The 24,543-nt window shown below is 46.1% G+C and carries 26 protein-coding genes; 13 read left to right on the forward strand and 13 right to left on the reverse strand.

Features of this window, described 5'->3' with window-relative positions; translation table 11 throughout:
* Window positions 1-5 precede the first annotated feature (5 nt).
* From OB236_RS03555 to OB236_RS03585, 7 genes are all read right to left on the reverse strand, one after another.
* Window positions 6-755 carry a phytanoyl-CoA dioxygenase family protein gene (locus OB236_RS03555; protein WP_262682781.1) on the reverse strand — a complete coding sequence of 250 codons (750 nt, stop codon included), beginning with the start codon at window positions 753-755 and terminating at the stop codon, window positions 6-8.
* Window positions 756-919: 164 nt separating this feature from the next.
* Complete coding sequence (locus tag OB236_RS03560) at window positions 920-1,738, reverse strand: carbohydrate ABC transporter permease (protein WP_262682783.1); 819 nt, start codon at window positions 1,736-1,738, stop codon at window positions 920-922.
* A gap of 1 nt (window position 1,739) precedes the next feature.
* Window positions 1,740-2,624, reverse strand: a complete 885-nt coding sequence (locus tag OB236_RS03565; protein ID WP_240415234.1) for a carbohydrate ABC transporter permease — start codon at window positions 2,622-2,624, stop codon at window positions 1,740-1,742.
* Window positions 2,625-2,669: 45 nt separating this feature from the next.
* Window positions 2,670-3,995 carry an ABC transporter substrate-binding protein gene (locus OB236_RS03570; protein ID WP_262682786.1) on the reverse strand — a complete coding sequence of 442 codons (1,326 nt, stop codon included), beginning with the start codon at window positions 3,993-3,995 and terminating at the stop codon, window positions 2,670-2,672.
* Window positions 3,996-4,129: 134 nt separating this feature from the next.
* The gene (locus OB236_RS03575) at window positions 4,130-5,302 is read right to left on the reverse strand and encodes a diphosphate--fructose-6-phosphate 1-phosphotransferase (protein WP_262682788.1); all 1,173 of its coding nucleotides are present in this window, start codon (window positions 5,300-5,302) and stop codon (window positions 4,130-4,132) included.
* On the reverse strand, window positions 5,295-6,101 hold the full coding sequence (locus tag OB236_RS03580) for a DeoR/GlpR family DNA-binding transcription regulator (RefSeq protein ID WP_076229459.1): 807 nt from the start codon (window positions 6,099-6,101) through the stop codon (window positions 5,295-5,297). The genes OB236_RS03575 and OB236_RS03580 overlap by 8 nt, the downstream gene beginning before the upstream one ends.
* Before the next feature lie 444 nt (window positions 6,102-6,545).
* On the reverse strand, window positions 6,546-7,334 hold the full coding sequence (locus OB236_RS03585; protein WP_076229458.1) for a DeoR/GlpR family DNA-binding transcription regulator: 789 nt from the start codon (window positions 7,332-7,334) through the stop codon (window positions 6,546-6,548).
* Window positions 7,335-7,674: 340 nt separating this feature from the next.
* Here OB236_RS03585 and OB236_RS03590 point away from each other — a divergent pair, with 340 nt between their 5' ends.
* Together OB236_RS03590 and OB236_RS03595 are read left to right on the forward strand one after the other, a co-directional pair.
* Window positions 7,675-8,532: a class II fructose-bisphosphate aldolase gene (locus tag OB236_RS03590; protein ID WP_262682792.1), complete on the forward strand. Its 858-nt coding sequence runs from the start codon at window positions 7,675-7,677 to the stop codon at window positions 8,530-8,532.
* A 99-nt stretch (window positions 8,533-8,631) separates the two neighbouring features.
* The gene (locus tag OB236_RS03595) at window positions 8,632-9,672 is read left to right on the forward strand and encodes a LysM peptidoglycan-binding domain-containing protein (RefSeq protein ID WP_262682794.1); all 1,041 of its coding nucleotides are present in this window, start codon (window positions 8,632-8,634) and stop codon (window positions 9,670-9,672) included.
* Between the two features lie 104 nt (window positions 9,673-9,776).
* On the opposite strand, the gene OB236_RS03600 is transcribed toward OB236_RS03595, so the two are convergent.
* The 3 genes from OB236_RS03600 to OB236_RS03610 form a co-directional block, all read right to left on the reverse strand.
* Complete coding sequence (locus OB236_RS03600; RefSeq protein ID WP_179097418.1) at window positions 9,777-9,947, reverse strand: hypothetical protein; 171 nt, start codon at window positions 9,945-9,947, stop codon at window positions 9,777-9,779.
* 134 nt (window positions 9,948-10,081) lie between these two features.
* A complete protein-coding gene (locus OB236_RS03605; protein ID WP_262682796.1) occupies window positions 10,082-10,498 on the reverse strand; it encodes a VOC family protein in 417 nt (138 codons plus the stop codon).
* A gap of 156 nt (window positions 10,499-10,654) precedes the next feature.
* Window positions 10,655-11,713 carry a DctP family TRAP transporter solute-binding subunit gene (locus OB236_RS03610; RefSeq protein ID WP_262682797.1) on the reverse strand — a complete coding sequence of 353 codons (1,059 nt, stop codon included), beginning with the start codon at window positions 11,711-11,713 and terminating at the stop codon, window positions 10,655-10,657.
* A gap of 172 nt (window positions 11,714-11,885) precedes the next feature.
* Between OB236_RS03610 and OB236_RS03615 the strand changes: the two genes are divergently transcribed.
* From OB236_RS03615 to OB236_RS03665, 11 genes are all read left to right on the forward strand, one after another.
* Window positions 11,886-13,502 carry an ATP-binding protein gene (locus OB236_RS03615; RefSeq protein WP_262682799.1) on the forward strand — a complete coding sequence of 539 codons (1,617 nt, stop codon included), beginning with the start codon at window positions 11,886-11,888 and terminating at the stop codon, window positions 13,500-13,502.
* A gap of 43 nt (window positions 13,503-13,545) precedes the next feature.
* A complete protein-coding gene (locus tag OB236_RS03620; RefSeq protein WP_262682800.1) occupies window positions 13,546-14,274 on the forward strand; it encodes a response regulator in 729 nt (242 codons plus the stop codon).
* 176 nt (window positions 14,275-14,450) lie between these two features.
* A complete protein-coding gene (locus OB236_RS03625; protein ID WP_262682802.1) occupies window positions 14,451-15,908 on the forward strand; it encodes an NAD-dependent malic enzyme in 1,458 nt (485 codons plus the stop codon).
* A 20-nt stretch (window positions 15,909-15,928) separates the two neighbouring features.
* Complete coding sequence (locus OB236_RS03630) at window positions 15,929-17,242, forward strand: dicarboxylate/amino acid:cation symporter (RefSeq protein WP_262682804.1); 1,314 nt, start codon at window positions 15,929-15,931, stop codon at window positions 17,240-17,242.
* A 47-nt stretch (window positions 17,243-17,289) separates the two neighbouring features.
* The gene (locus OB236_RS03635) at window positions 17,290-17,571 is read left to right on the forward strand and encodes a hypothetical protein (RefSeq protein ID WP_240415247.1); all 282 of its coding nucleotides are present in this window, start codon (window positions 17,290-17,292) and stop codon (window positions 17,569-17,571) included.
* 132 nt (window positions 17,572-17,703) lie between these two features.
* A complete protein-coding gene (locus OB236_RS03640) occupies window positions 17,704-17,949 on the forward strand; it encodes a spore gernimation protein GerQ (protein ID WP_262682808.1) in 246 nt (81 codons plus the stop codon).
* Window positions 17,950-17,962: 13 nt separating this feature from the next.
* Window positions 17,963-18,349 carry a spore coat protein gene (locus OB236_RS03645; protein WP_262682809.1) on the forward strand — a complete coding sequence of 129 codons (387 nt, stop codon included), beginning with the start codon at window positions 17,963-17,965 and terminating at the stop codon, window positions 18,347-18,349.
* A complete protein-coding gene (locus OB236_RS03650) occupies window positions 18,346-19,482 on the forward strand; it encodes a zinc-dependent alcohol dehydrogenase (protein ID WP_262682810.1) in 1,137 nt (378 codons plus the stop codon). The genes OB236_RS03645 and OB236_RS03650 overlap by 4 nt, the downstream gene beginning before the upstream one ends.
* 31 nt (window positions 19,483-19,513) lie before the next feature.
* Window positions 19,514-19,714 (forward strand): hypothetical protein, encoded by a 201-nt coding sequence (locus OB236_RS03655; RefSeq protein ID WP_262682811.1) that lies wholly within the window; start codon window positions 19,514-19,516, stop codon window positions 19,712-19,714.
* 11 nt (window positions 19,715-19,725) lie between these two features.
* On the forward strand, window positions 19,726-20,022 hold the full coding sequence (locus tag OB236_RS03660; protein WP_262682812.1) for a spore coat protein: 297 nt from the start codon (window positions 19,726-19,728) through the stop codon (window positions 20,020-20,022).
* A gap of 122 nt (window positions 20,023-20,144) precedes the next feature.
* Window positions 20,145-20,567, forward strand: a complete 423-nt coding sequence (locus OB236_RS03665; RefSeq protein WP_262682814.1) for a universal stress protein — start codon at window positions 20,145-20,147, stop codon at window positions 20,565-20,567.
* Between the two features lie 4 nt (window positions 20,568-20,571).
* Here OB236_RS03665 and OB236_RS03670 read toward each other — a convergent pair whose 3' ends face one another.
* Genes OB236_RS03670 through OB236_RS03680 form a run of 3 tightly spaced genes read right to left on the reverse strand, consistent with a single transcriptional unit; the run spans window position 20,572 to window position 24,431 of the window.
* A complete protein-coding gene (locus OB236_RS03670; RefSeq protein ID WP_262682815.1) occupies window positions 20,572-21,867 on the reverse strand; it encodes an ABC transporter substrate-binding protein in 1,296 nt (431 codons plus the stop codon).
* Entirely contained in the window at window positions 21,854-22,648 is a 795-nt protein-coding gene (locus tag OB236_RS03675) for a response regulator transcription factor (protein ID WP_262682816.1), read from the reverse strand. The genes OB236_RS03670 and OB236_RS03675 overlap by 14 nt, the downstream gene beginning before the upstream one ends.
* Complete coding sequence (locus OB236_RS03680) at window positions 22,641-24,431, reverse strand: cache domain-containing sensor histidine kinase (RefSeq protein WP_262682817.1); 1,791 nt, start codon at window positions 24,429-24,431, stop codon at window positions 22,641-22,643. Before OB236_RS03680 ends, OB236_RS03675 begins: the two co-directional genes overlap by 8 nt.
* Between the last annotated feature and the right edge of the window lie 112 nt (window positions 24,432-24,543).

The raw sequence follows: 24,543 nt of genomic DNA on the forward strand, positions 1-24,543 counted from the left end.
TTCCTTTAGGCATTCTCGTAACGGTTGCCGGCCAGGTCTATTCCGCGTGCCAGCCAAATTTTGAAATCAGGTGAGTTCTTCTCTTCAATATATTTAGCATCTGTGGCAAAATAACGCATCGTGTAACCGCAGCGACGGTAAGGACTCGTGTTGGGCTTGGCGCCGTGCATAATCCGAGAATCGTGAAGCGAGCATTCACCGGCCTCCAGCTCGAAGTATACGGTTTTCGAGTCATCGACTTTTTTGATCTCTGTAGCAAAGATGTTCTCGTCCTTATCCACAGCTTCATATTCCGAAAAACCATTGTTGTGTGTGCCCGGAATAACCCTCATGCAACCATTCTCTTCCGAGCTGCGATCAATCGCCAGCCATACGGTCACCAGTTTGTCGAATCGGCTTAACCGGCCGTTCCAATAGGCGGAATCTTCATGCCATGGCGTCTGTTTGCCGATGAAAGGCTCTTTGCAAATAAAATGGCTGGACCATAGCGCGATATTGGGCCCAAGAAGCGGCTCAACCAAATCCAGCACCTCATCGCTCAGCAAAAATTTAAGCAGCCTTTCATCCCGAAAATGAGGTGTATCCAGCTCGCTGTTCAATTTGCGGCCAACCAGCTCCCATTGCTCTTCAAAGATTTGTTTCAGTTCTTGCTGCTTTTCCTGACTGAACAATGGCTTCTTGTATAAATAATAGCCATTTTCTTCGTAAAAAGTAACCTCTTCTTTGGAAAGCAATGGATTCGTTTGTGCTGACATGGTTGTGATCCTCCCTAAATGTGTTGTAGTTAAGCATGACAGACCGTGAATTTCACTAGTCAGCAGTGCTTGTAGATACAACTTTAGTATAGGTGATTGGGGGCCACAGCTTCTATTCTTATCTACGGAAAAACTATGCTTAATTTCGGCATCTGCATCAGCCCTTACTTGACGCTGCCGCCTGTGAGGCCCTGCAGGAAATATTTTTGTACAAACATAAAGATGATCAGCAGCGGAACACTCGCCATCAGCGATAATGCCATCAATTGATTCCATTGTGTCGTAAACTCGCCGATCAGCATACCGATCCCCAATGTTAAAGGCCGGGAAGAAATATTTTGGGTCAGAACTACAGCGAATAAATACTCATTCCAGGCCAAAATAAACGTATACACACCCGTAGCGATCAAGCCCGGCAGGCAGGGCGGTAATATAATCTGAAAAAAAGTTCGGTAAGCACCGCAGCCATCCATCGTTGCAGCTTCATCCAGTTCACGCGGAATGCTGTTCACAAAGTCTCTCATCATCAACATCGAGAAAGGCAGTGCAAAGGAAGTATAAGCAAGAATCAACGCTGTATACGTATTGTATAGGCCCATCCGAGAAATAATAAGGAAATAAGGAATACATAACAAAACCATAGGGAACATCTGGGTCAACAAAACATATAAAATAATAAAACGTTTCCCTTTATATTGGTAGCGTGACAAACCGTATCCCGATAAAGCAGACAGGAATATGCACAGCAGCGTAACGGCAAACGCAACAATATAGCTGTTCAGAAACAAACGGATCATGTCCGGTTTGGCAAATATTTGCTTGTAAGCATCCAGGTCGGGTGATGGCGGCAGCAAATTGAGCGGAATCGAGAACACCTGCACATTCGTTCGCAGAGAAACCGAGAGCATCCAGAGCAGCGGTACCATCACGAGGAAAGTCAGTAATGAAATTAGTGCATACAAACCAACCCTGCGCATATTCATCTTATTTGCCCTCCTTGGTTAACGAGGCTCTCAAGTAGAGACTGGAGATAGCTATCATCGCAATAAGCATGAAGATGGCAGTTGCAGAGGCATGCCCAAAATCCAGGGAACGGAAAGCGTCGGTATATACATACGTCGATAATACTTCAGTTGCATTCACCGGACCTCCGCCCGTCATCAGGAACACAAGATCAAAGGACCGGAAATGCCAAATAATTTCGAGCGTAATGATCGTAAACAGCAGATCCTTGATTTGGGGAATGACAATAAATACAAAACGTCTGAACCGATTTGCACCGTCCACTTGTGCCGCTTCTATAATATCATCAGGAACGGTTTGAAAAGCCGCCAATATCATCAGCATGGCGAAAGGGAAGCTTTTCCATGTATTAGCCAGTATTAATCCAATCATCGCGAATCTTTCGTCGCTTAACCACGCCAGACTTTCGTTAATGAGCCCTACTTTCAATAGAAACCAGTTCAGTAAACCAAATGGTGATAAGAGCAGCATCCATACCGAACCGACGACAGCGCTGGATAACAGCCATGGGAACATCAGAACCGAGCGAAAAGCGCCCCGTATCTTGACATTAATTTTCTGATTGAGTAATGCAGCGAATATTAATCCGGATAACATAACCAATACTACGGTTCCAAAGGTATACACCAATGTATTTTTTAAAGAATGCCAGAATAGAGGGTCCATCAGCACATACTTGTAATTGGACATGCCTGCGTACACCGGCAGTGCCGGATTCCGATAATCAAACAAGCTCATGGTAACAACATCATATAAGGGGTATCCCGTAAGCAGAATTAAAAGGATCATCGCCGGAAAAATAAACGAGAGCCTTCGTACATAACGAATGACCGGTTGTTCTCTCATAAGGGAAACTCCTTTGTGAAAAGATAAGGGGCCATCAGGCCCCATTTATTTATACTTGTCAAATACTGCATTCCAACCCGTCGCTGCATCGTCCAACGCTTGCTGGGCTGTCTTTTTATCAGTCAGATAGTTTTGAATCTCATTGATCATGATTTTTCTCATTACCGTACTTTCCGGCAGTTGAAGATCGGGATTAATCGGCTTGAGACTCTCATTCTGATCCGCAAACACTTTAAGCAGCGGATTTTTTTGAATATAATCGTCCTTCAGGGCAGTTTTATTATGCGGGAAGTTGTTGGTAGCTTTCGCCCACGCGATTTGTGTAGACGGTTCCATCATGTAGGTCAGTACTTTCCAGGCGGCGTCCTTGTTCTTGCTCTTGGACATCATGCCGATGGCGCCTCCACCAGCAATCGTGGCGCCAACCGCGCCTTTAGGCATCGGTACAATGCCAAAATCCAGATTTGGATTAGCGGTTTTCTGAATCGCAATTCCCCACGGCCCATCAAACATAAAGGCTGTATTCTCGGCGCTGAAATTCGATCTCTTCTCTTTTTCTCCGGCCGACAGCTCACCTGGGGTAGCCACCTTGTCCGTCTTGATCAGCCCTTTGTAAAATTCCAGCGCTTTGACGCCTTCGGGAGAATTAAATACCGCTTTATTGTTCTCCGTCAGCTTGCCGCCAGCTTGCAGGATGTACGGCCACAGCTCGGTGTTAATCGTGGATGGCGGCTCGGATGCCATGTTGCCTGTAAAGGCAAATTTGTTTTTGCTGGCATCAGCTAGTTTGATGCTGGCACTGCGGTATTCGTCCCAGGTCGTAGGAGGCGTCAGATTGGCCTCCGCAAGCTTCTTTTTGTTGTAGAAAAGTGCCGTATTTCCTGTGATAAAACCCATACCATAATGCTTGCCCTTCCACGGACTCCAGTAAGGACCTTCATTGCTTGTCTGAAATTCCTTGGGCATCGCATTGTAGTAAGTATCGAGAGGCTCGGTAATGCCAGATGCGGCAAATTCAGCTACCCATGGGGAGGTTAGCAGAATGAGATCGGGGACATTGCCTGCGGTATGCAGCGTTACGAGTTTGTCATGCATTTGGGAGAAGGGCATGTCCTGAATATCCAATTCAATATCCGGATTCTTGGCTTCAAACCCTGCTTTTAAATCATTGAGCGGCTTTTCACCAACCTCGCTTTTCCAATACTGCAGCCAGGTAACCTTTGTTTTGGCTTTGCTGACACCAGCTGCTCCGGTGGATGGGGCTGGATTATTGTTGTTAACAACCCCGCTTGGGGCTGAACAAGCAGAAAGAATAAAAGTAGTGCAGGCAAGCATGGCAATAAGACGGCGTTGATTCTTTATAAATGTCATAGATAAAAGCTCCTCTCGTTTCTAAAGTTCCCCTTGTCATAAAACCTCATGCCATAAGTCTGAACGCGCTGCCAAACCGAGCCGCTCACCCCCCTTCAAAATTAACGTGAGCCTAACCCGCTCCACATTGACCCTCAATTCAAGCTGAATACCAGCCCCGGCTCCTCCTGATCAATCAGTGGCAGCAGGTAATCGACAAAAGCAGGTGTCGGCATATGTCTGCTAGCATCCCAGTATGACGTTGGGAACGTTTTCTCTTTGCCTGCGAAATCGTCCAGTTGTGCCCATTGAACTCGGCTTACGTAAGGGGAGCTTGATTGCCGCTCCAGGGTGACCATCCCGCCGGAATAACCGGCCAGTGCATAATCAATAGCCTTGTCGCCAAGCAGCAGCGATTCTTGGTAATCGACTCTGGAGACAAAACCCGAAGCGATTCGAAATAATGAATTCGGTACGGTGACTCTTGTCGGAATTTTCAGCTGACGATTGATGTACTGCGACAGCCTGAAGCCGATACCTGCATTATGTCCGCGAATGGGGTCCTCCGTGGCATACGGGTCTTTGGCCAGATGGTTCACCTTCATGTGATCCGGCACAATGACAATAATGCTCCGTCCTTTACTGCTGAAGGTGTTGTCCACGTCGGCTAGAAAGGCATCAGCATCAATCGGATGGTCAGGCAAATAGACCAGATCCGGGTAGTCGGTTTCCTGCTTCTTGAACAATGCACTAGCTGCAGGCAGCCATCCCCGATTCCCGCCCATGACCTCGATAATTTCTACCTTGGATACCGTCTGCAGGGACAACATATCGGCCGCAAACAGCTGCACCGTATGGGATAGGAATTTGGATGCGCTTCCATAACCGGGGCAATGATCCGTTCCGTCCAGATCATTATCGATAGTTTTTGGAACATGAACAAATCGGATATCCTTGCCCATAGCGCTCGCATACCGATGCAGCGCCAATACCGTTCTGGAGGACCCATTGCCGCCAATATAGCAGAAAATCTTGGCATTCACTCGCTCCAGCTCATCAATGATTTTGGCGTATTCTTCTTCAGCCAGCGGATGCCTTGAAGTGCCCAATATGGCCCCCGGCTGCTCCGATGCCTTACAAATCTCAGGCAATTTCTCATTTAAGCGGATCAGTTTATGATTCAGAATCCCTTGCAATCCGTTAGGCGTTCCATAAACAGAGCCCACCTGATCATGCTTTAATGCCTTCTCCACTGCTCCTCGCAGCGATGCGTTGATAACAGGTGTAGGTCCCCCTGATTGACCGATAACCACATTCATTTTATTCATCTGCAGATTCCCTTTCCCGAGCTGCAATTAATAACTGGCACTGCTTTTCCAGTTGTTCTTTCGAACTAGGCTGAATACCATCATCGACAATAATAAAGTGCTCCTTGATAAATGGTGATATATGAATCGTACTAATTGAATTGACCTTGGTAGAATCTACCAGCCAATAAATCTGCTTACCGGAATTCAACAGCTGCCTCTTGACCTCTGATTCCAGAAAATCGTTTCCGGAAAAGCCTTTGGTTAGTGAAACCGCTGTTACCCCGATGAAAACCTTGTCAGCATGAATCTGCATCAGCATCCGGTCCATAATCGGATTGACGAGCGTAGTGGTTTTAGAACGAAAAATGCCGCCCGACAAAATGGTCGTAACACCTTCCCTTCCCTCCAACTCCTCTGCAATGTTAACGGTTGTCACGATTGCCGTGACTCCTCTTTTTCCATGCAGGTGCTTGGCGAGCGACAGGGTTGTCGATCCGGCGTCAATCAATATCGTTTCGTCATCCTTAACAAGCGAAGCAGCCAGCTTGCCGATGGCTCTTTTCTCCTGCTTTTGAATGGCTGCCTGATTATAAAACCTCCGGTTCAGAAAATTCGTATCCTTCTCAACCTTCTCGTTCTCCAATAATTTGGCGCCCCCGCGAATGCGGATGATTTGGTTGTTATTGTCCAGAAGCTCCAAATCTCTTCTCACCGTTATTTCTGATACCTGAAGCTCAGCAGCAAAATCAGTAATACTGATCGTATTCTTTTGTTTTAGCAGCTCCAGAATTTCCTGATGCCTTTCGTTTGGAAGCATATCGATTTCACCCTCGCTCTTCAACTAATAAATGAAACAATATTGATCATTAATTTTCATGATAATAATGATAATTTATGATATCAATATTTCATGAACATTTGTGATACGGATGATAATTTTGTAACATTTGTCTTTAAAATCGATTATATAGCCATTTCCCTCAATTGTAAACGCTTTTTTAATAATTAATCTTCTTCATTTCCTTTTTCATATGGTTCAATTCAATGAATTAATGATATTATATGATAATTAATTTCGTATAAGTGACTATACTTATCACGATATTATCACAACAAGAGCGATTAGATTGTAAGGCTGTACAACAACAAAACCTCCAGATTTCACTTTCAAAGTGGGTCTGGAGGTTCGCGGTCAAGAGTAGATAAATATTTTTGTCGGGCACCTCTCACTATTGGACAAACCTTACATGAATCGCTGCAGTCACGCCCTTTCGGCGACGAGTATGCGACATAGCTTACCCAAATCCTCTTTCATTTGAGGTGAAATTCCCTGATCCGTTATCAGTGTATGGTTAGGCAAAATTTTGGATATATGAAAGGAGGCAATAAATCCGAGCTTGGAGGAATCTACAAGCCAATAGATTTCTCTCCCTGAGTTGACCAATATTTTTTTGACATCGGTTTCCAGAAGATCATTGTCCGTAAAGCCGTGAGACAACGAAACTCCGGCCACTCCGATAAACACTTTGTCAGCATATATACTTGTCAGACTTTGCTCAATGAAAGGGCTGATTAATGTCGTTGTGCTTGACCGGAACACCCCCCCGGTGATAACCGTCACTACACCTTCCTTCCCCTCCAGTTCCTCGGCAACGTTGATAGCCGTCACTACTGCTGTGATCCGTTTTCTTCCATCAATATGCTTGGCCAGTTGAATCGCTGATGAACCGGCATCAATAATGATCGTTTCATCCTCCTTGATCAGCGACGCGGCCAATTTGCCAATCGCTATTTTTTCCTGCTGATTTTTGGCAAATCGGTCGGAGTAGCGATCATTCAGATAGGCTGTATTCGGCTCAGGCTGTTCTTCAACCCACTGAGCGCCACCGCGGATTCTTACTAGCAGGTTCGTATTGTTATCGAGAAATTCCAGATCCCGGCGAGCCGTAATTTCCGATATTTGCAGTTTCTCGGCGATCTCGGCAATACTCAAGGTTTTGTGTATTTTCATCATTTCAAGTATTTGATTATGTCTTTTCTTAATAATCATTGCCATTCAACCTCTTCTTTGCCATTGTATTGGTATTTCTTTATTGGACATGATCACTTCACTTATCATTGTTCAATTGTAAACGATACAAACATGATATGTAAATGCTCTTATTTTGATAATTTTTGATATTTTAAACGCTATTTTTTCATTATTTTGTTGCTAAATTTGAACATTTGAATTATTATTGAGTTGAAATTGCATATTTAATCAAAATTTCGATCAGGATGTGATATTTTTTGGTAGACAAATGATCATCATATTACCATTTTATCAAAGCAACTGTTTTTCGAACATAAGTTATATCGAGCTGATATTAAATCAACGGAGGAATCATCCTATGACTAATCTTGTACCTATGACTCACTTCTTACCGAAAGCTAAAGGACAAAAGTTTGCCGTCGGGCAGTTTAACCTGATTACCTTGGAATTCGCGCATACGATAGCGGAAGTAGCCGAAGAAGAACAATCACCGGTTATATTTGGTGTGGGTGAACTGGGTATTCGCTATATGGGTCTTGAAAATGTAGTATCTATTGCGCAAAATGCAGCCCGTCAGGTAAGTGTTCCCGTGGCTCTGCATCTGGATCACGGCAGCAGCTTTGAAGTCGCGATGAAATGCATCCATGCTGGTTTTAGCTCTGTGATGTTTGATGGGTCCAAATACGATTTGGAGGAAAACATCCGCATGACCCAAAAGGTCGTAGAGGCGGCACATGCGGTTGGCGTATCTGTCGAAGCTGAATTGGGCTCTATCGGTGGTACGGAAGACGATCATACGGTATCTGAGGAGGATGCCCTGCTGGCCAAGCCCGATGAAGCGATCTATTTCTGGAAAGAAACCCGAGTCGATGCCATGGCAATGGCCGTAGGCTCTGCACATGGGATGTATAAAAAAGAGCCAAGGATTCGCTGTGATAATATTCGCACCGTTGCGGAAGCTATTGATGTATCGGTTGTGCTTCACGGGGGATCAGGTATTCCAGATCAACAGATTGTTGATGCTATTCGTTCCGGTATTGGTAAAATCAATGTTAATACGGAAAATCTGGTTGCCTACACCGCGGCAGTACGTGAATTTCTTCAATCGGACAGCGAAATCACGGATCCAAGAAAATATCAGGGGTCGGCGCGTGATGCAATGAAAAATATCATCAGAAATAAAATCAGGCTTTTTGGCAGCAACGGTAAAGCTTAGGACGCTCCAATATTTTCACAATTTATTATGAACCGATTATGACATTTGCCCATACAATAGGGACAAATGACTATATTATCATAAGCGGAGGTTAACATTATGGATGATCGTGCTTTTGGATTGGGAGGTTTCGGTGGATTGGAAAGTCTTGGTGGTTTTCGAGGAGGGTTTGTTGGGCAGCCATCCTATAACCGACCAGATCCTCGTGTTCGATTGTTCCCTTTTTTCTCTCTTTCATCTTTTTCCTTTCCCTTTTTCAGAGGAGAAGATGACCGGGACGGCAACTATTATGCTCAGCATCTTAGCCAAGAAGGAGAAAGCATGGAGCAAATTGCGCAGATGTATAATGTCCCTCAGCCCATTCTTGAAGCCATGAACCCACATATTCAAAATCCTAATGATATTGCTCCGGGAAGCACTTCCTATATCCCTCGTCTGGATAAAATGCATTGCACAACCATGTATGTGCAGGAAGTAGTGCCTGTGAATGCGGCACAACCAGCCTCATTCCGGGAACCAGAGCAGCAAACCATGCCCTATCCGGGAATTCCCCATATGTACGCACAGGGACAATATCCGAATTTGAATTATCCCCCTGCCTTCTCGCAGCAGTTCTACGGGGTACACCCTCAAGCTGGAGGCTATTATGGCCCGCATGGCGTGGGTTTTCAAGCGGGTGGTCATTTGGGCGGTCATGGCGTCGGTGTTCATGCCGGTAGTAATTTTGGCAGTCATGGCCTTGGTGTGCATGCTGGTGGGCATCTCGCTGGCTATGGTACGGGTGTTCATGCTGGCACTCATTTTGGCAGCCAAGGTGTTGGCGTTCAAGCAGGTGGTCACCTGGGTAACCTTGGTGCCGGTGTTCATGCTGGCACTCATTTGGGTCATGGTACTAACGGTCATGGAGTAGGTGTGCATGCCGGTGGTCATCTGGGCGGTCATGGTGCTGGTATCCATGCTGGCAGTCATTTTGGTGGTCATGGAGTGGGTGTCCATGCTGGCGGTCATTGGGGAAACCATGAGGCAGGCGTTCATGCAGACAGCCAATTTGGCAGTCATGGCGTAGGCGGTCATGTGGGAGGCCATATGGGTGAGCACTCCAGCGGTCATCATCATGGCCATGAAGGCGGTAATCAATAATCATATACATGAAAGGCGCAGGGCAGACCGAATAGCTATTATTCGTCTGCTCTTTCGTCGATGCCTACTAATAGTTGAAAAGTCGCAGATATCCACTACTGAATCTACTCGTTATCAAAATCACCGTTAACCATTTTTTCTTTTATTAATTCTAGCGTTCTCAAGCTGCCTAACAGGTAATGCTGCTTTTCCTTCGTTTCGAGCAGGCTAACCGGTGTATCGTTAATGCGTTGGATTTTTTCCTCAAGCCAAGCTACAAATGTTTCCTTGTTCATGCTGTGTGCCTCCAGATTTGATGGGATTTATTTTATAATAATATATCACGACTGTTTTCAAATGAATAGAAAAGTCAAAAACTGCCCTCTGCGGTTGCAGGCAGGACAGTTGGTTAAGGCTTGCATGGACGCTCTTATCCTTGAGCGATTGCGTTGGCATCCATATGAAAAACTTCCCACAGATGACCGTCGATATCCTGGAAGCTCCATCCATACATAAAGCCTTGGTCCATCGGTTCCTTGGAAGGTTGTCCTCCAGAATTTAGAGCTCTGTTGACAATTTCATCCACTTGCTCCTTACTGTCAACAGATAACGCTACAATAACCTCTGTGCTTTTTGCTGCATCGGAAATTTCTTTATTCGTAAAGGTTTTAAAAAAATCTTCAACCAACAGCATGACGAATATGTGCTCATTGACGACCATACACGTTGCATTTTCATCGGTAAATTGGGCGTCGAATTCAAATCCCACTTTAGTAAAAAAATCGACGGATTTATTCAGATCTTTAACAGGTAAATTAACAAAAATTTTATCTGCCTTAACTCCCATAATCGCTCACCCCAAAGTTAAATTTTTCTGCATGTGTAAAGCCCAAGCCCGAGCATGCAGGTTATACTCGCATTCACATTATAGCATTGTAAACGGGATCTTATTTCTTATGGATTGCTATTTTGGGGTTTGCTAGAACACTGACATACTGTCCCCCTATGGACCGTACTTCTGCTGAAGACGTCGAATTTCATCAATTAATTCCCGTCCTATTACAGCTTCATATTGTGAATAGATCGGTTCCCAGGCGCGTCTCCATTCAGCCCGTTCCGCCGGACTCAGTGTATAAATCTGGATATTCGATTCTTTCCTTATATCCTCAAGCTGCTTTTCATTGAGTTGATAAGCCATTTTATTTCCCCATACTGTCGCTTCCGACATGGCCTCGCGAAGCGCTGCTTGCAAATCGGGCGATAGCTTGTGCCAGAAGGTTTTATTCATCAAAACAGCGTAGCCAAGGTAACCATGATCACTGATCGTCATGTACTGCTGAACCTGGAAAAATCGCTTGGAATATATATTTGAGATTGAGTTTTCGCCCCCGTCTACAGTTCCATTTTCCATCGCTTTGTAGACGTCGTTAAACGGCATTTGGGTGGTTTTGACATCAAACAGACGAAATTCGGCATCAAGCAATTTGCTTCGCATCGTCCGGAAATGCAGTCCTTTAAAATCGGATGGATGCACAAGAGGCCGCTGATTGCTCGTCATCTGCTTAAAACCATTACCCCAATAGGCCATGCCAACCATATTAACCTGCTCCAGCTGGTTGAATAACACATGTCCAATTTTACCGTTAAAAGCTTCTTGCACGGCTTCATGAGTCAAAAAAGCGTAGGGCAAATCAAGCGCCATCCATCCGGGCTGAAGCACGGATAAATTCGGGAAGGACGGCGCGATCATTTGGACATGCCCCTCCTGCAAAGCCTTAATCTCATCAATTTCCGTATATAAGACGCTATTCGGGTATACTTCGATCTTGACCCGATTATGCGTCTTTTTTTTGACCAGCCGGGCAAACTCCTGTGCAGCCAGACCTTTAGGCGTATTCTCCGCTACGACATGACTGAATTTAATCACGATCTGCCGGTCAAATCCGACCTGCTCGTCATCATAGACAGAAGGCCCCGCAAATAAGGTCGGGTAAAAACCGATCAACCATGCAGCCGTCAGGCCCAATACAACAATAACTATGATTCCTGTAACCGATCTCATCCCTGTACCTGCTTTCCGGGCTGCTTGTCTTCCTCTCTATTGTATTCATTGGTATACAAAAATCAAATCATTCGTTATGTACAAGAGATCATCCAGCATTATTCTTGCTATAGCCCTTAAAAACATTTATTGTATGGGGGTAGTTGATACGAAATTGTAGGGGTGCCGGACGATGCTGCAGCGTTTGAAAATTAACTGGAAAATCGCCTTTCTATCGTTCGGCATCGTGGTCTTCTCCCTGCTGATCGGCGGGACCATTCTCGTTGGCTCGATCATCAGTCTTAAAGAAGACGAGCTCGGACGGCGTCTGCTCGTCACAGCCCGTACCGTCGCGCAAATGCCCGAGGTAGCGAGCCGTCTATCGAGTCCCCAACAGAATGATACATCGATGCAGGCAGCGGCCGAGCGGATACGGATTATTAACGATGTGACCTACATTGTGGTGATGGATATGAACCGACTGCGGCTGACGCATCCGGTTGAAAGCAATATCGGAACCTATTCCAAAGGGAGCGATGAAGGACCTGCCTTTGCCGAGCATACGTACATAGCGAGAGCCAAAGGAGAGCTGGGCACCGCGCTGAGGGCATTCGTGCCGGTTATGAATACCGATGAGCATACACAGGTCGGCGTTGTGCTCGTCGGACAGCTGCTGCCGAGTGTGGGTCAGGTGCTGCTGGAACTGAGCGGTCAGGCTTATCTGATTCTGCTCATCTCTCTGGTGTTTGGTATTTGGGGCTCCTGGCTGCTGGCGCAGCATATCAAAAAGCAAATGTTCGAGCTGGAGCCTCATGAAATCGCTCAGCTTTTAACCGAACGAACCGCAACCTTTCACGCCATGCATGAAGGGGTTATTGCTATCGATAAACATGAACGCATTACCATTTGTAATGATCCGGCCAAACAAATGCTGAACATTCAAGGCGAAGTTATCGGACGGATGATCCGCGAGGTCGTCCCCGACACAAGGCTTCCGGAAATTCTGGTACTGAACCAGCCTATATATAATAAAGAGCTTCAGATCGGTCACGCAGTCATTATGAGCAACCGTGTCCCCATTACCGTCAAAGGACAAACCGTTGGGGCAGTTGCCATATTCCGAGATCGGACCGAGGTTGCGCAGATGGCGGAGGAGTTGACAGGCGTCCGGACTTTTGTCGATGCGCTGCGTGTCCAAAATCACGAATACATGAATAAGCTGCACACCATAGGTGGTTTAATCCAGCTTGGCAGTACGGATAGAGCCTTGGATTATATTTTCGAGATTACAGAGCAGCAGGTCGAACTGACTCAATATTTGACTCAGCGGATCAAGAACGATAGTTTGACAGGCTTGCTGCTAGGCAAAATCAGCCGCGGTAAAGAGCTGGGCATTACGCTTGAAATAGATCGGCAGAGCCATCTGGAGCATTTGCCAGAACGAATCGATGATCATGATTTCGTGATCCTGATCGGCAATTTGGTAGAAAACGCCTTTGATGCGCTGGGAGGCATCCGAGCGGACAAACGGATTTTCCTCAGCATTGAGCAGGATGAAGAGGTGCTGTCGATTTTAGTTGAGGATAACGGCTGCGGCATCGATAGCGCTATTCAGGAGAAAATTTTTGAACAGGGCTTTACGACCAAAGGGTCGGGCGGCAGAGGAATCGGCCTTTATTTAATTGCAAGCATCGTTCGTAAAGGGGACGGCAGTATCGTAGTCGACTCAAAACCGGCTGAGGGCACCTCGATCTTTATCTCTTTTCCTATGCGATTGTCTCAGGAAACCAACGTGCCAGGCGTTGGCTAGGAAGTGCTTACAAGCTAAATAAGTAAAGGAGGCGTCATACGCGATGAGTCAAAGGATCATGAAGGTGCTGCTTATTGAGGACGACCTGATGGTGCAGGAGGTCAATCGGCAGTTTGTGGAACGAGTCGATGGTTTCCGGGTTACCGGTGTTGCAGGCTCAGGATTGGAAGGGATTGAACAGCTTCGTGCGCTGCAGCCGGACCTTGTGATCCTTGATATTTTCATGCCCCTGCAGGATGGCATCGAGACACTGGCGCAAATTCGCAAGGAGCAGCTGTCCGTAGACGTCATTGTCATCAGCGCGGCCAACGATCAGCGGACGATTCAACGCATGCTGCAAAATGGAGCTGTGGACTACATCATCAAACCGTTTAAATTTGATAGGGTCAAGCAAGCGTTGGAGCATTACCGCGTGATGAAGGAACAATTCGAGGCCGAAACGACCGTATCTCAGAGTGAGCTCGATCGGCTGCTGTTCGGAACCTATGGACGAGGTAGTACGGCCAGTGATCCTGTACAGCACCAAGACGCCACCTCCGCTCTGCTTCCGAAGGGACTGCAAGCTGTTACGCTGCGCCAGATTGTTCTATTTTTGAATGAACGGTCTCGGCCCTTGTCCGCTGAAGAAGTCGCTGAAGGTGTAGGAATCGCCCGGGTTACTGCTCGACGATATCTCGAATACTTGGAAAAGAGCGGCAAGGTTCATCTTGATCTTCAGTATGGACTAGGCCGCCCGGTCAACAAATACATTTTATCCGGATTGAAACGTTAAGTCCTCCGACAAACATACCAGTCAGACGCAGAGCAGCAGGATGCCCATGGGGTTGTCCGCTGCTCTTTTTGGTGACCAAAAAGACCAAAACCACCAATATGGTCAAATGATTCACAAATCTTTTTGTAAGCGATATCATAAAGCCACAACAACAACAGAGGATGTGACTGGAACTAATGTCTATACCTTCAGGGGCAACCACAAGCATTATTTTACGGCTGGAGATGAATAAGGAAACCGCGTCTTTCGGTCAGATTGCAACCGCCATCAGCGACGCCGGAGGCGACATTATCGCCATCGACGTCAATCGCTCGGATAAAACAACGACCATCCGTGATATTACAGTCAATGTGTCCGATCACAAACATACAGAGCTCATCGTGCAGGCGGTTGGCGCCGTTACAGGCGTTAAAGTTGTCCATGTGTCCGATCAAACCTTTTTGCTGCACATCGGTGGCAAGATCGAAATGACTCCCAAGACACCGATTAAAAACCGTGATGATTTGTCCCGGGTATACACGCCGGGTGTAGCCAAAATCTGTATGGCCATACACGAGAAAAAATCCCGCGCCCACTCTCTGACGATCAAGCGCAATACGATCGCGGTCGTATCTGACGGGTCTGCAGTGCTCGGCTTGGGCAACATCGGACCAGAAGCAGCGATGCCGGTTATGGAAGGTAAAGCAGTGCTGTTCAAACAATTTGCCGGCGTCGACGCTTTCCCTATCTGTCTGGATACTCAAGACACGGAAGAAATTATCCAGATCGTGAAAGCGATTGCACCATCGTTTGGTGGCATTAATCTGGAGGATATCTCATCCCCGCGCTGTTTTGAAATCGAGCGTCGACTTATTGAAGAACTCGACATTCCCGTATTTCACGACGATCAGCATGGCACCGCAGTCGTTCTGCTGGCAGGACTGCTCAATGCCGTCAAGCTGATAGGCAAACGGCTGGAGGATTGCAAGGTTGTCATCTGCGGTATCGGAGCTGCCGGAACCGCCTGCTCCAAAATGCTGCTGGCCGCCGGTGTTCGCAATCTTATCGGTGTTGATCGTGCCGGTGCTATCGTTAAGGGCGAGGTTTACGAGAATGAAGCCTGGCAGTGGTATGCCGAGCATACGAACCCCGAACGGCTTAGCGGTTCACTATCAGAAGTAATCCGCGGTGCGGATGTATTCATTGGCGTATCGGGGCCTGGGGTTCTCAAGGTCGAGGATATACAGCGCATGGCAGCTGACCCCATCATCTTCGCGATGGCGAATCCAACACCGGAAATTTTACCGGAGGAGGCAGAGCCTTACGTCAGAATTATGGCTACCGGTCGCTCCGACTATCCGAACCAAATCAATAACGTGCTGTGCTTTCCCGGTATATTCCGTGGTGTGCTGGACTGTCGGGCTTCCCGGGTTACGGAGGAAATGAAGCTTGCTGCTGCGAAAGCGATTGCCTCGGTCGTCACGGATGAGGAATTGAACGAATATTACATCATTCCAAGTGTGTTCAATCAAACCGTCGTCGAGCGCGTTCGTGATGCCGTCATTCAAGCCGCATATGAAAGCGGTGTAGCCCGCAAAACGGTCCGTCCTGATTCTTCAACAACAACGGCGAAACCTTACCAATTAACCCCTTAAGAGAAAAGAGGCGTAATTCCATGAGAATTAATTTTAAAAACCTTACGGTCCAGGTTTTATGTGCCATCGTAATTGGTATACTAATAGGGCAATTTTTCCCCGCCACAGGCGTCGAATTGAAGGTACTCGGAGATATTTTTGTCAAAATGATTAAAATGGTCATTGCCCCTATCGTATTTTTCACGATTGTCATCGGCTTCGCCAATATGGGCGATATGAAAAAAATAGGCCGGATTGGAGGCAAGGCATTACTTTACTTTGAGATTATTACAACCTTCGCAATGGCTATCGGCATCGCAGTGATGTATTTGGTCAGCCCAGGATCTGGTATGGATATTAGTAAAGTCGGAAAAAGCGCTGCAGAAGTCGCTAAGTTTACGAAACAAGCTGCAGAAACTCCGCACGGATTTATGGATTTTCTCGTTAGTGTCATTCCAGACAGTGCAGTCGGTGCATTAGCTAAAGGTGAGATGCTTCCTGTCTTGTTCTTCGCGGTTCTGTTCGGGTTGTCCATGGCCGGATTAGGCGAGAAAGCAAAGCCGGTAACTGTGTTTTTTGAAAAAATGAATGAAATCTTTTTCCGTCTAGTCAGTTTGATCATGCGCTTCTCCCCTATTGCTGCTGGTGGCGCTATGGCTTATACAATCGGTAAATTCGGTCTCGGTTCCTTGTTCTCGTTAGGCAAAATGATGGGTTCGGTTTACATCACTATGTTTCTGTTTATCGTAGTTGTTCTAGGAACGATTGCCCGAATTTATGGCTTTAGCTTATTCAATTTATTGAAATTTATTAAAGAGGAAATTTTGCTCGTACTTGGTACTTCCTCTTCCGAATCGGCACTCCCGCGTTTGATGCAGCGTCTGGAGCAATATGGCTGCTCCAAATCGGTAGTAGGTCTTGTTGTTCCTACCGGCTACTCTTTCAATTTGGATGGAACATCGATTTATCTGTCTATGGCTGCATTGTTTATCGCTCAGGCTTATGGAATCGAATTAACCTGGATTCAAATTTTAACCGTGCTTGGCGTCCTGATGCTGACCTCCAAAGGCGCAGCAGGTGTTACCGGATCAGGCTTCATTACTTTGGCCGCTACTTTGGCCGCTGTACCGGGTAATGTGATTCCAATCGAAGGTATGGCTCTGCTGCTCGGCGTTGACCGCTTCATGTCTGAGGCCCGTGCAATCACGAATCTGATCGGCAACAGTGTAGCAACGGTCGTTATTGCCAAAAGCGAGAATCAGTTTACAAGTCCGCAAGCAGCAGCCCCTTCTCTATCCACAGATCAAAGTACTTCAATGGGAATAAAAGCGGAACCTCTTTCTCATATTAATTGAGTGTTTTAAACTAAATGAGCACAAATCAATATCGGGAGGACATAAACTTGCCTAATGAAGATAAAATTGATTTGTCAACTAAAGCAGCAAGCCAACCAGCGGAAGGTGCATTGAATTCTAACGTAAATGCTTTAGAGCAGCATGGAGCAAACGCAGTATCTGAAGTGAAAACGGCTTTAACTCAAGCACTTGATTCGATCAATCAAACTGAATTGTCGACTAACTCGCAAGCTTTGGAAGAAATTAGACAACAAATGTCTCAAGCCGAAGAGTTTCTAGATCAAGCACAGACTTCAGCAAATGCGTTGAATCTTCCAGATCAAAAATAAAGCACAAAGATTATACATCTCAAGCATAACCGGTAACCGGGGGCTCAGCCTCCGGCTTTTCTTATTTCTGCATAAACCGAAAGTGTTGGGAAATGCTATTGTTGAAAAAAAATAGGAGGTGATGATTTCTCCATGCATAATCAAACACTAGCACCGCATGAATCCATGGAGCTTCACGAAGCGCTTAACTTCAAAACGCTCTGCCTCGCCAAGTCTAAACTGATGCAAGGTCTCGTGTTCGACCAAGAACTCAAAGCTTTAATGCAAAAAGATGTACAGCAATCCACCCAAGCGATTGCCGATCTTCAAGCTGTCTATGCAAGAGTTCCTTTCCAAGCGCCCATCCCACAAAGTCGACCCACTCCCATACTGAACTGAAGGTGTGAACTCAATGAATAACGATTATCAAGATCCTATTAACGCGTTAAATATGCCGGAAATGGCGGATATGACCTTTGCCACGGACTTCCTCATGCGTGCCAAGGAGGGCGTAAGGAATACAGCGATTGCCCTGACGGAAACGGTTACTCCAGATGTTAGAGTATTACTGCGCAGCCAACTAAAGCAAGGTATCGCCTTGCATCAGGAAATTACCGAACTCATGATCCGCAAGAAATGGTTTCATCCCTACGAGTTGAATGAACAGTATCAGTTAGACCAGCTTTCGGCGAATAATACTGTCATGATTGGGCAAATGAAATTATTTCAAGGTGATACGTCGCGCAAAGGGATGTTCGACCGGACGCCAGATGAACACATTGGGGGAAATCATGCATGAAAGCTGTAACTTATCAAGGTATCAAAAATGTAATTGTGAAAGAGGTTCCCGATCCTAAGATCGAGAAACCTGATGATATGATCATTAGAACGACCAGTACAGCGATTTGCGGGTCTGATCTCCACCTTATCCACGGGATGATTCCCAACCTGCAGGAGAATTATGTCATCGGGCATGAGCCTATGGGGATCGTCGAAGAGGTTGGTCCTGCTGTCACAAAGCTAAAAAAGGGCGACCGGGTTATCATACCATTCAACATCGCTTGTGGTGAATGCTTTTATTGCAAAAATCAGTTGGAAAGCCAATGTGACAATTCAAATGAGAATGGCGATATGGGTGCTTATTTTGGTTATTCTGGAACAACTGGCGGATATCCAGGCGGACAAGCCGAATATTTACGCGTACCCTTCGCTAATTTCACCCACTTTAAGATTCCAAAAAGCTGTGAGGAACCGGATGAAAAGCTTTGTTTGATCGCTGATGCGATGACAACGGCATTCTGGAGCGTCGATAACGCCGGGGTAAAACAGGGCGATACGGTGATCGTACTTGGCTGTGGTCCAGTAGGGCTTCTAGCTCAAAAGTTTTGCTGGTTGAAAGGCGCAAAGCGAGTGATTGCGGTCGATTACGTGGATTACCGCCTGCAGCATGCTAAGAAAACGAACCATGTAGAGATTGTTAATTTCGAGCAAGAGCCGAATATCGGCAGCTATCTCAAGGAAATGACCAAAGGCGGAGCCGATGTAGTCATTGACGCTGTAGGGATGGACGGAAAAATGAGCGATCTTGAGTTTCTCGCCAGTGGACTGAAGCTGCAGGGTGGAACCATGAGTGCGATCATCATTGCTTCTCAAGCTGTTCGTAAATGTGGAACGATCCAGATCACAGGCGTGTACGGTGGACGTTATAACGGATTCCCGCTCGGTGATATTATGCAGCGTAACGTCAACATACGCTCTGGACAAGCCCCGGTCGTTCACTACATGCCGTATATGTACGAATTGATTACGTCAGGTAAAGTCAATCCCGGCGATATCGTGACGCATGTTATTCCACTAAGTGAAGCCAAGCACGGATATGAAGTGTTTGACACGAAGACGGATAATTGCATTAAAGTCATTCTCAAGCCGTGAACACTCATTTGATAAGGGAGGCAGCAGCCATATGAACTCGACCTATGCTTTACACGAGACAATGGAGGTTCATGAATTGACCGCATTCAAAACGGTCTGCATGACCAAGTCCAAAACGATGCAAGCTCTGGTATCAGACCCGGAGCTGAAACAAATATTACAACAAGACGTGCAGGTATCGACTAAGCAGCTTCAGGAACTCGGCGGTCTGCTGTCTAAAGTGATAGGATAGGAGATGAAATTATGAACCCAATCATAGAATATATTACGGGAACGAACACTCTAACGGATGAAGTTATTGCAATGGATTTCCTAAATAACGCCAAGAGTGGCGTAAGAAATTACGCCATGGCCGTCACGGAATGCGTTACACCTGAAATCAAGACTGTGTTGTCTAGACAGCTGGAAGAAGCCATTGACTCCCATGAGCAGATCATGAACTACATGATGAAACGCGGTTTATACCACCCTTATCAAGTTAATGAGCAAATTCAGTTGGATTTGCAAAACATCCAGACGGCGATGAATATTCCGTCCTGATACCTGTAAGTAGAGAGCTTCCATGTGGAAGGCTCTTTTTTATTTCTCTGTGATATTTATCATACCTGCTTACATGTCATCATGTTAAAATATACAAATCAACTACATAAGGAGTGATTTCGATGATCTATTCAAAAATTGTTGTTGCCTATGACGGCTCTGAAATTTCCGAAAAAGCACTGGATTCCGCGATAAAGCTGGCCAAGCTTAATCATTTTTCCCACCTGGAAATCATACACGTCATCAATATTCCTAAATACGTTGTAGGTGAAGCGGTTTACATTCCACCCGTGGAAATCAATAGCGATTATTCTGAACAAATCGTTGCCCAAATTCAAAAATCGCTGCTTAACCCCGATAATACGCATATTGAAATTCGGCAAGGCAGCCCCGCCCAAACTATTCTTGAATATGCCGATGAGGTTCATGCTGATCTGATTGTTATCGGCAGCAGAGGCCTGAATGCAATTAGTGAGTTTATTCTGGGCAGCGTGAGTCACAATGTCGTGCAGCATGCCAAAATTCCAGTGTTGGTTGTTAAATAAGCATTTACCGAATCTGTTTCAATAAATCTTCTATTTCTTTTCGTGACATCGTCTGCGCACCAGCCATTGTAACCACCGCATCCAACAGTAATTCGGACCTGCGAGGATCAATTTCCTGATCATAATAGCCAAAATAATTGCTCGGATCCTTTTCGATAAATTGGACATAATCATAGATCGATGGCTTCATATGGCTAGGCGAAAGCGGCAGCTCTTTAAGTGTAGAGAGTTGGCCGCTGGCCTCGACGAACTTCTTCCTTTCCTCAATACTCACCATATAGGAGAGTACCTCAAAGGCAGCTTGTTGATTACTGTTTTTGGAAATCGCCCAGCCGGAGGATCCGCCATAATAAACAGTACGATCACCTTTACCGTGAACCGTCGGAAAGCGAAAATAACCGATATCAGGGTTGCTCAGCATCTCTTCGGCAGCCCAATCACCTTGCAAATACATCGCCGTTTCGCCGTTCAAAAGCATGTTCTCCGCCGTCTGCCTATCCACCCCCAGAAAACCCGGTTCAAACATTTTTTTCTTCACCAATTCTCGAAATAGCAGGGCTGCTTCAATAAAGCTGGGGTCGGTAAAATCTCCCGTACCCTTAATCGTGTGCTGATAGGAAGTAGTTCCTCCCAGCCTGTTGGACAGATAAGCGTACCAATTAAGCAGGGGCCACCTTTCCTTACCGGAGACGCTAAATGGCGAAATCCCTTTACTTAACAGATTCTCGGCAGCGAGTATCAGCTCATCCCACGTATCCGGAGGCGTGATCCCGAATTGGGCAAACAGGCGCTTGTTATACCAAAACATCACGTGACTGGTAGTGTGAGGAAGCCCGTAAAGCCTTTCATAATAACTGGAATTCTGCAGCGCTTCCGGATAAAATTGCTTCTTATACGCGGGCTTCTCCTGCATCAAGTCAGTTAAATCGGCGACAATCTGGGAGTCGACCATATACTTAAAGGATTCCCCTGTCCAATAATAAAACAAATCCGGCATTTTCCCTGAAATGGCTGCCACTCTAAGCTTGGCTTTATAGGTTTCCCCCTCGTAAAAATAAGGTACGATCTGAATATGAGGATGTGTCTGATTAAAGCTCTGAATGCTTTCCTTGACAACTTCCTGCCTGCGGTCATTGGTTTCCTGGTTCCAAAACGTAATTTTAACGGGTACTGTATGATCGGGAAGCTCAGCTTGAGGTGTCTGGGACGCAGACGAAAGACAGCCTTTGCTCATGATGGTCAGCAGCAAGGAGACCAGTAGTACGGCTAGTACCAATAACTTAGGCTTACGCGTTCTCATCACGGTCGCTCCCGCTCTTCTCTTGAAATTTTTTCCTGTCGTTGCGATATTCCTTTGGAGTCAAGGCCTCCGCTTCACGGAATACTTTCACAAAGTATTTGGACGAACTGAATCCCGTACGCTCGGCAATTTCGTATATTCTCATATCCGTCCCAAGCAGAAGCTCTTTAGCCTTCGACAGCCGCTGACGGGTGAGGAAGTCGCTGAAGGTTTGTCCGGTTTCTTCTTTGAAAAGTACGGATACATAACTCGAATTCAAATGAATATGCTCGGCAACGTCCCGGATACCGAGAGAAGGATTCGACAGCTCGGAAGAAATAAAGATTAACGCTTTGCGGATTGAATCATTGTGCACCTGCGGCATGGCAAGAGCAGAATCCGTATGCGATTGTTTCCACAGCTTTCTGGTTTCAAATGCTTCTTCCACCGCTGCAATCAGGCTTTGGTATTCAACGGGCTTCAGGATGTAGTTTACGGCTCCCAGTGCCATTGCTTTGCGGGCATACTCAAACTCCGCATAACCGGTTAGTAGTATGGACGTTGTCTCCAGTCCCTCCTTTTTGAGTCTTTCGAGCAGTTGAATACCATTAAGACCCGGCATCCGTATATCCGTAATCAGTAGATCCACGGGATGAATTCTTCGGTATTGAAAAGCCTCCAGACCGTTTTCCACTGTGTGTAAATTCACTTTTCCTTGTGACCAGGTTTGTAATGCTTTTAATACACCATTTCGGGTAGGCAGCTCGTCCTCAGCAATGAGAATGCAAGGATATTCAGACATTGCGCTCAACTCCATAGGGAAGATAAAGATCTAAGATTGTACCTCGATCGGGACTGCTTTGAAATTGAATTCCGTATTCTTGACCATAATACAGCTTGATTCGTCGTTGTACGTTTAACAAGCCCATACCTGAGGAAGAGGACGATGAGTGGGGGTCTGGCTGATGATGGACCTCCAACTTTTGGGTCAAGGCTGCAAGCGTTTCTGTGTCCATGCCAACTCCATCATCCTTTACCTGAATGCCTAACAAAGACTTACCGTCCCTTTCCACATTTCGGATTGATACCAGCAGGGAGGATGCGCCAACCTTTGGTTCAATACCATGCTGGATAGCGTTTTCAACGAGTGGTTGTATCAACAGCTTGGGCAGCTTGATATCGTAGGGAAGCGGATCGATATGGAATTGCCAATGCAGGCGGTGACCTATCCGGTATTTCATAATTTCCATGTAGCGTTGGCAATGTTCGATTTCGGCATTGAGGCTAACCCAATCATCATTGCTTCCTGCATTAATGGTATATCGGAACAGCTTGGATAAGGCAATAACGGTTTGAGCCCCTTCTTCCTCCTGCTTCTCTATCAACGTCCAGTATAACGATTCCAGCGTATTAAACAAAAAATGCGGATGAATTTGCGCCTGCAGCATTTTGATTTCTGCCTGATTGTTCAGACGTTCCTTTTCGTAAACCGTTTGCACAAGCTGATGCAGTTCTCTGACCAGATTGTTGTACGAGATGTTCAGCTCATTCATTTCAAAATTAAAATAGACCTCGTCATTTTGCTGCGGCAGAGCAAATACAGGGATACGCATTTTATTTCTGAGCCTGCGGATCGGCTTCGTTATGATGCTGGACAGAATCCACAGAAGCAGGAGACACAGTACCGCACCGATAACAAGCGCCCACAGTAAAGCCTGCTTTAAAACCAAAAGGCCTTCGGTTATCGTATCCAGGGGTACGAGCATCAGAATAGACCAGTTGGTCTCTGTGGATTGGCGAACGATTTTCAAATAGTCTGTACCTTGTATTTGAATAATCGAATGCGCTCCTTGCGCAGCCGTACTTGTCAGAATCGCCGGATCGACCGAATCCAGCAGTGAAGGGGAGCTTGAGGCCACAAGCTGTGCATGCCGATCGAACAAATGCATCGTGCTTCCCTTGACCGTAGGAAATTCCGTATTGAAAAAGTCAAGCAGCGAATCCGTAACCCGGAATACTGCGTAACCTCCCCTTCCCAAGTAATCATCCTCCAGGCGGATCTGTCTCACGGCAAAAAGATGCCCGCTTTCCTTGCGCTGCATTTCCGCCCATATCAATTGGCCTTCTTTGATATTTGCGAATGTAGCCGTTTCCAATCCGATCCGTTCCGAAATATTTTGGTTTTCCAGCGGATATAAGGGTTCATCCCCTGCATACAGCTCAATGCCTTGAATCAGCCACGATAAAGCCATCAAATTATTCAAAATCGGGCGGACCGACAACTTCTGATCGATCGTGAGCACCTCTCCTGTCTTCGCTTTATATAATAGCTGCTGGATTCGGGCATCCGTCACCAGCTGCAGGCTGAGCGAATCGACCTGAGCCAGAACGGCATCAAGCCGTGCACTCGCTTGCTTCGCCGTTTCCCCCACATAGGATTCGGCATTACGGATCAGCAGATCCGATATTGAACGATATACAAGCCCCCCTGCAACGGAAAGCACTACGACCATAACCAGCAGGAAGCCAAGTAAAATTTGCACTCGGGTCCTGTTCAATTGGAGATTTGCTATCATCCTGTACATGTCCAACACATCCTTTAAACACAAAGAACCATTTCCTATATTACACTATAGGGATGGTCCATATGCAACATATTGAATTTAACAGGTTGTTCAAAAAGCCGTCTTTTTGAAC

The organism is Paenibacillus baimaensis (genome assembly GCF_025567575.1).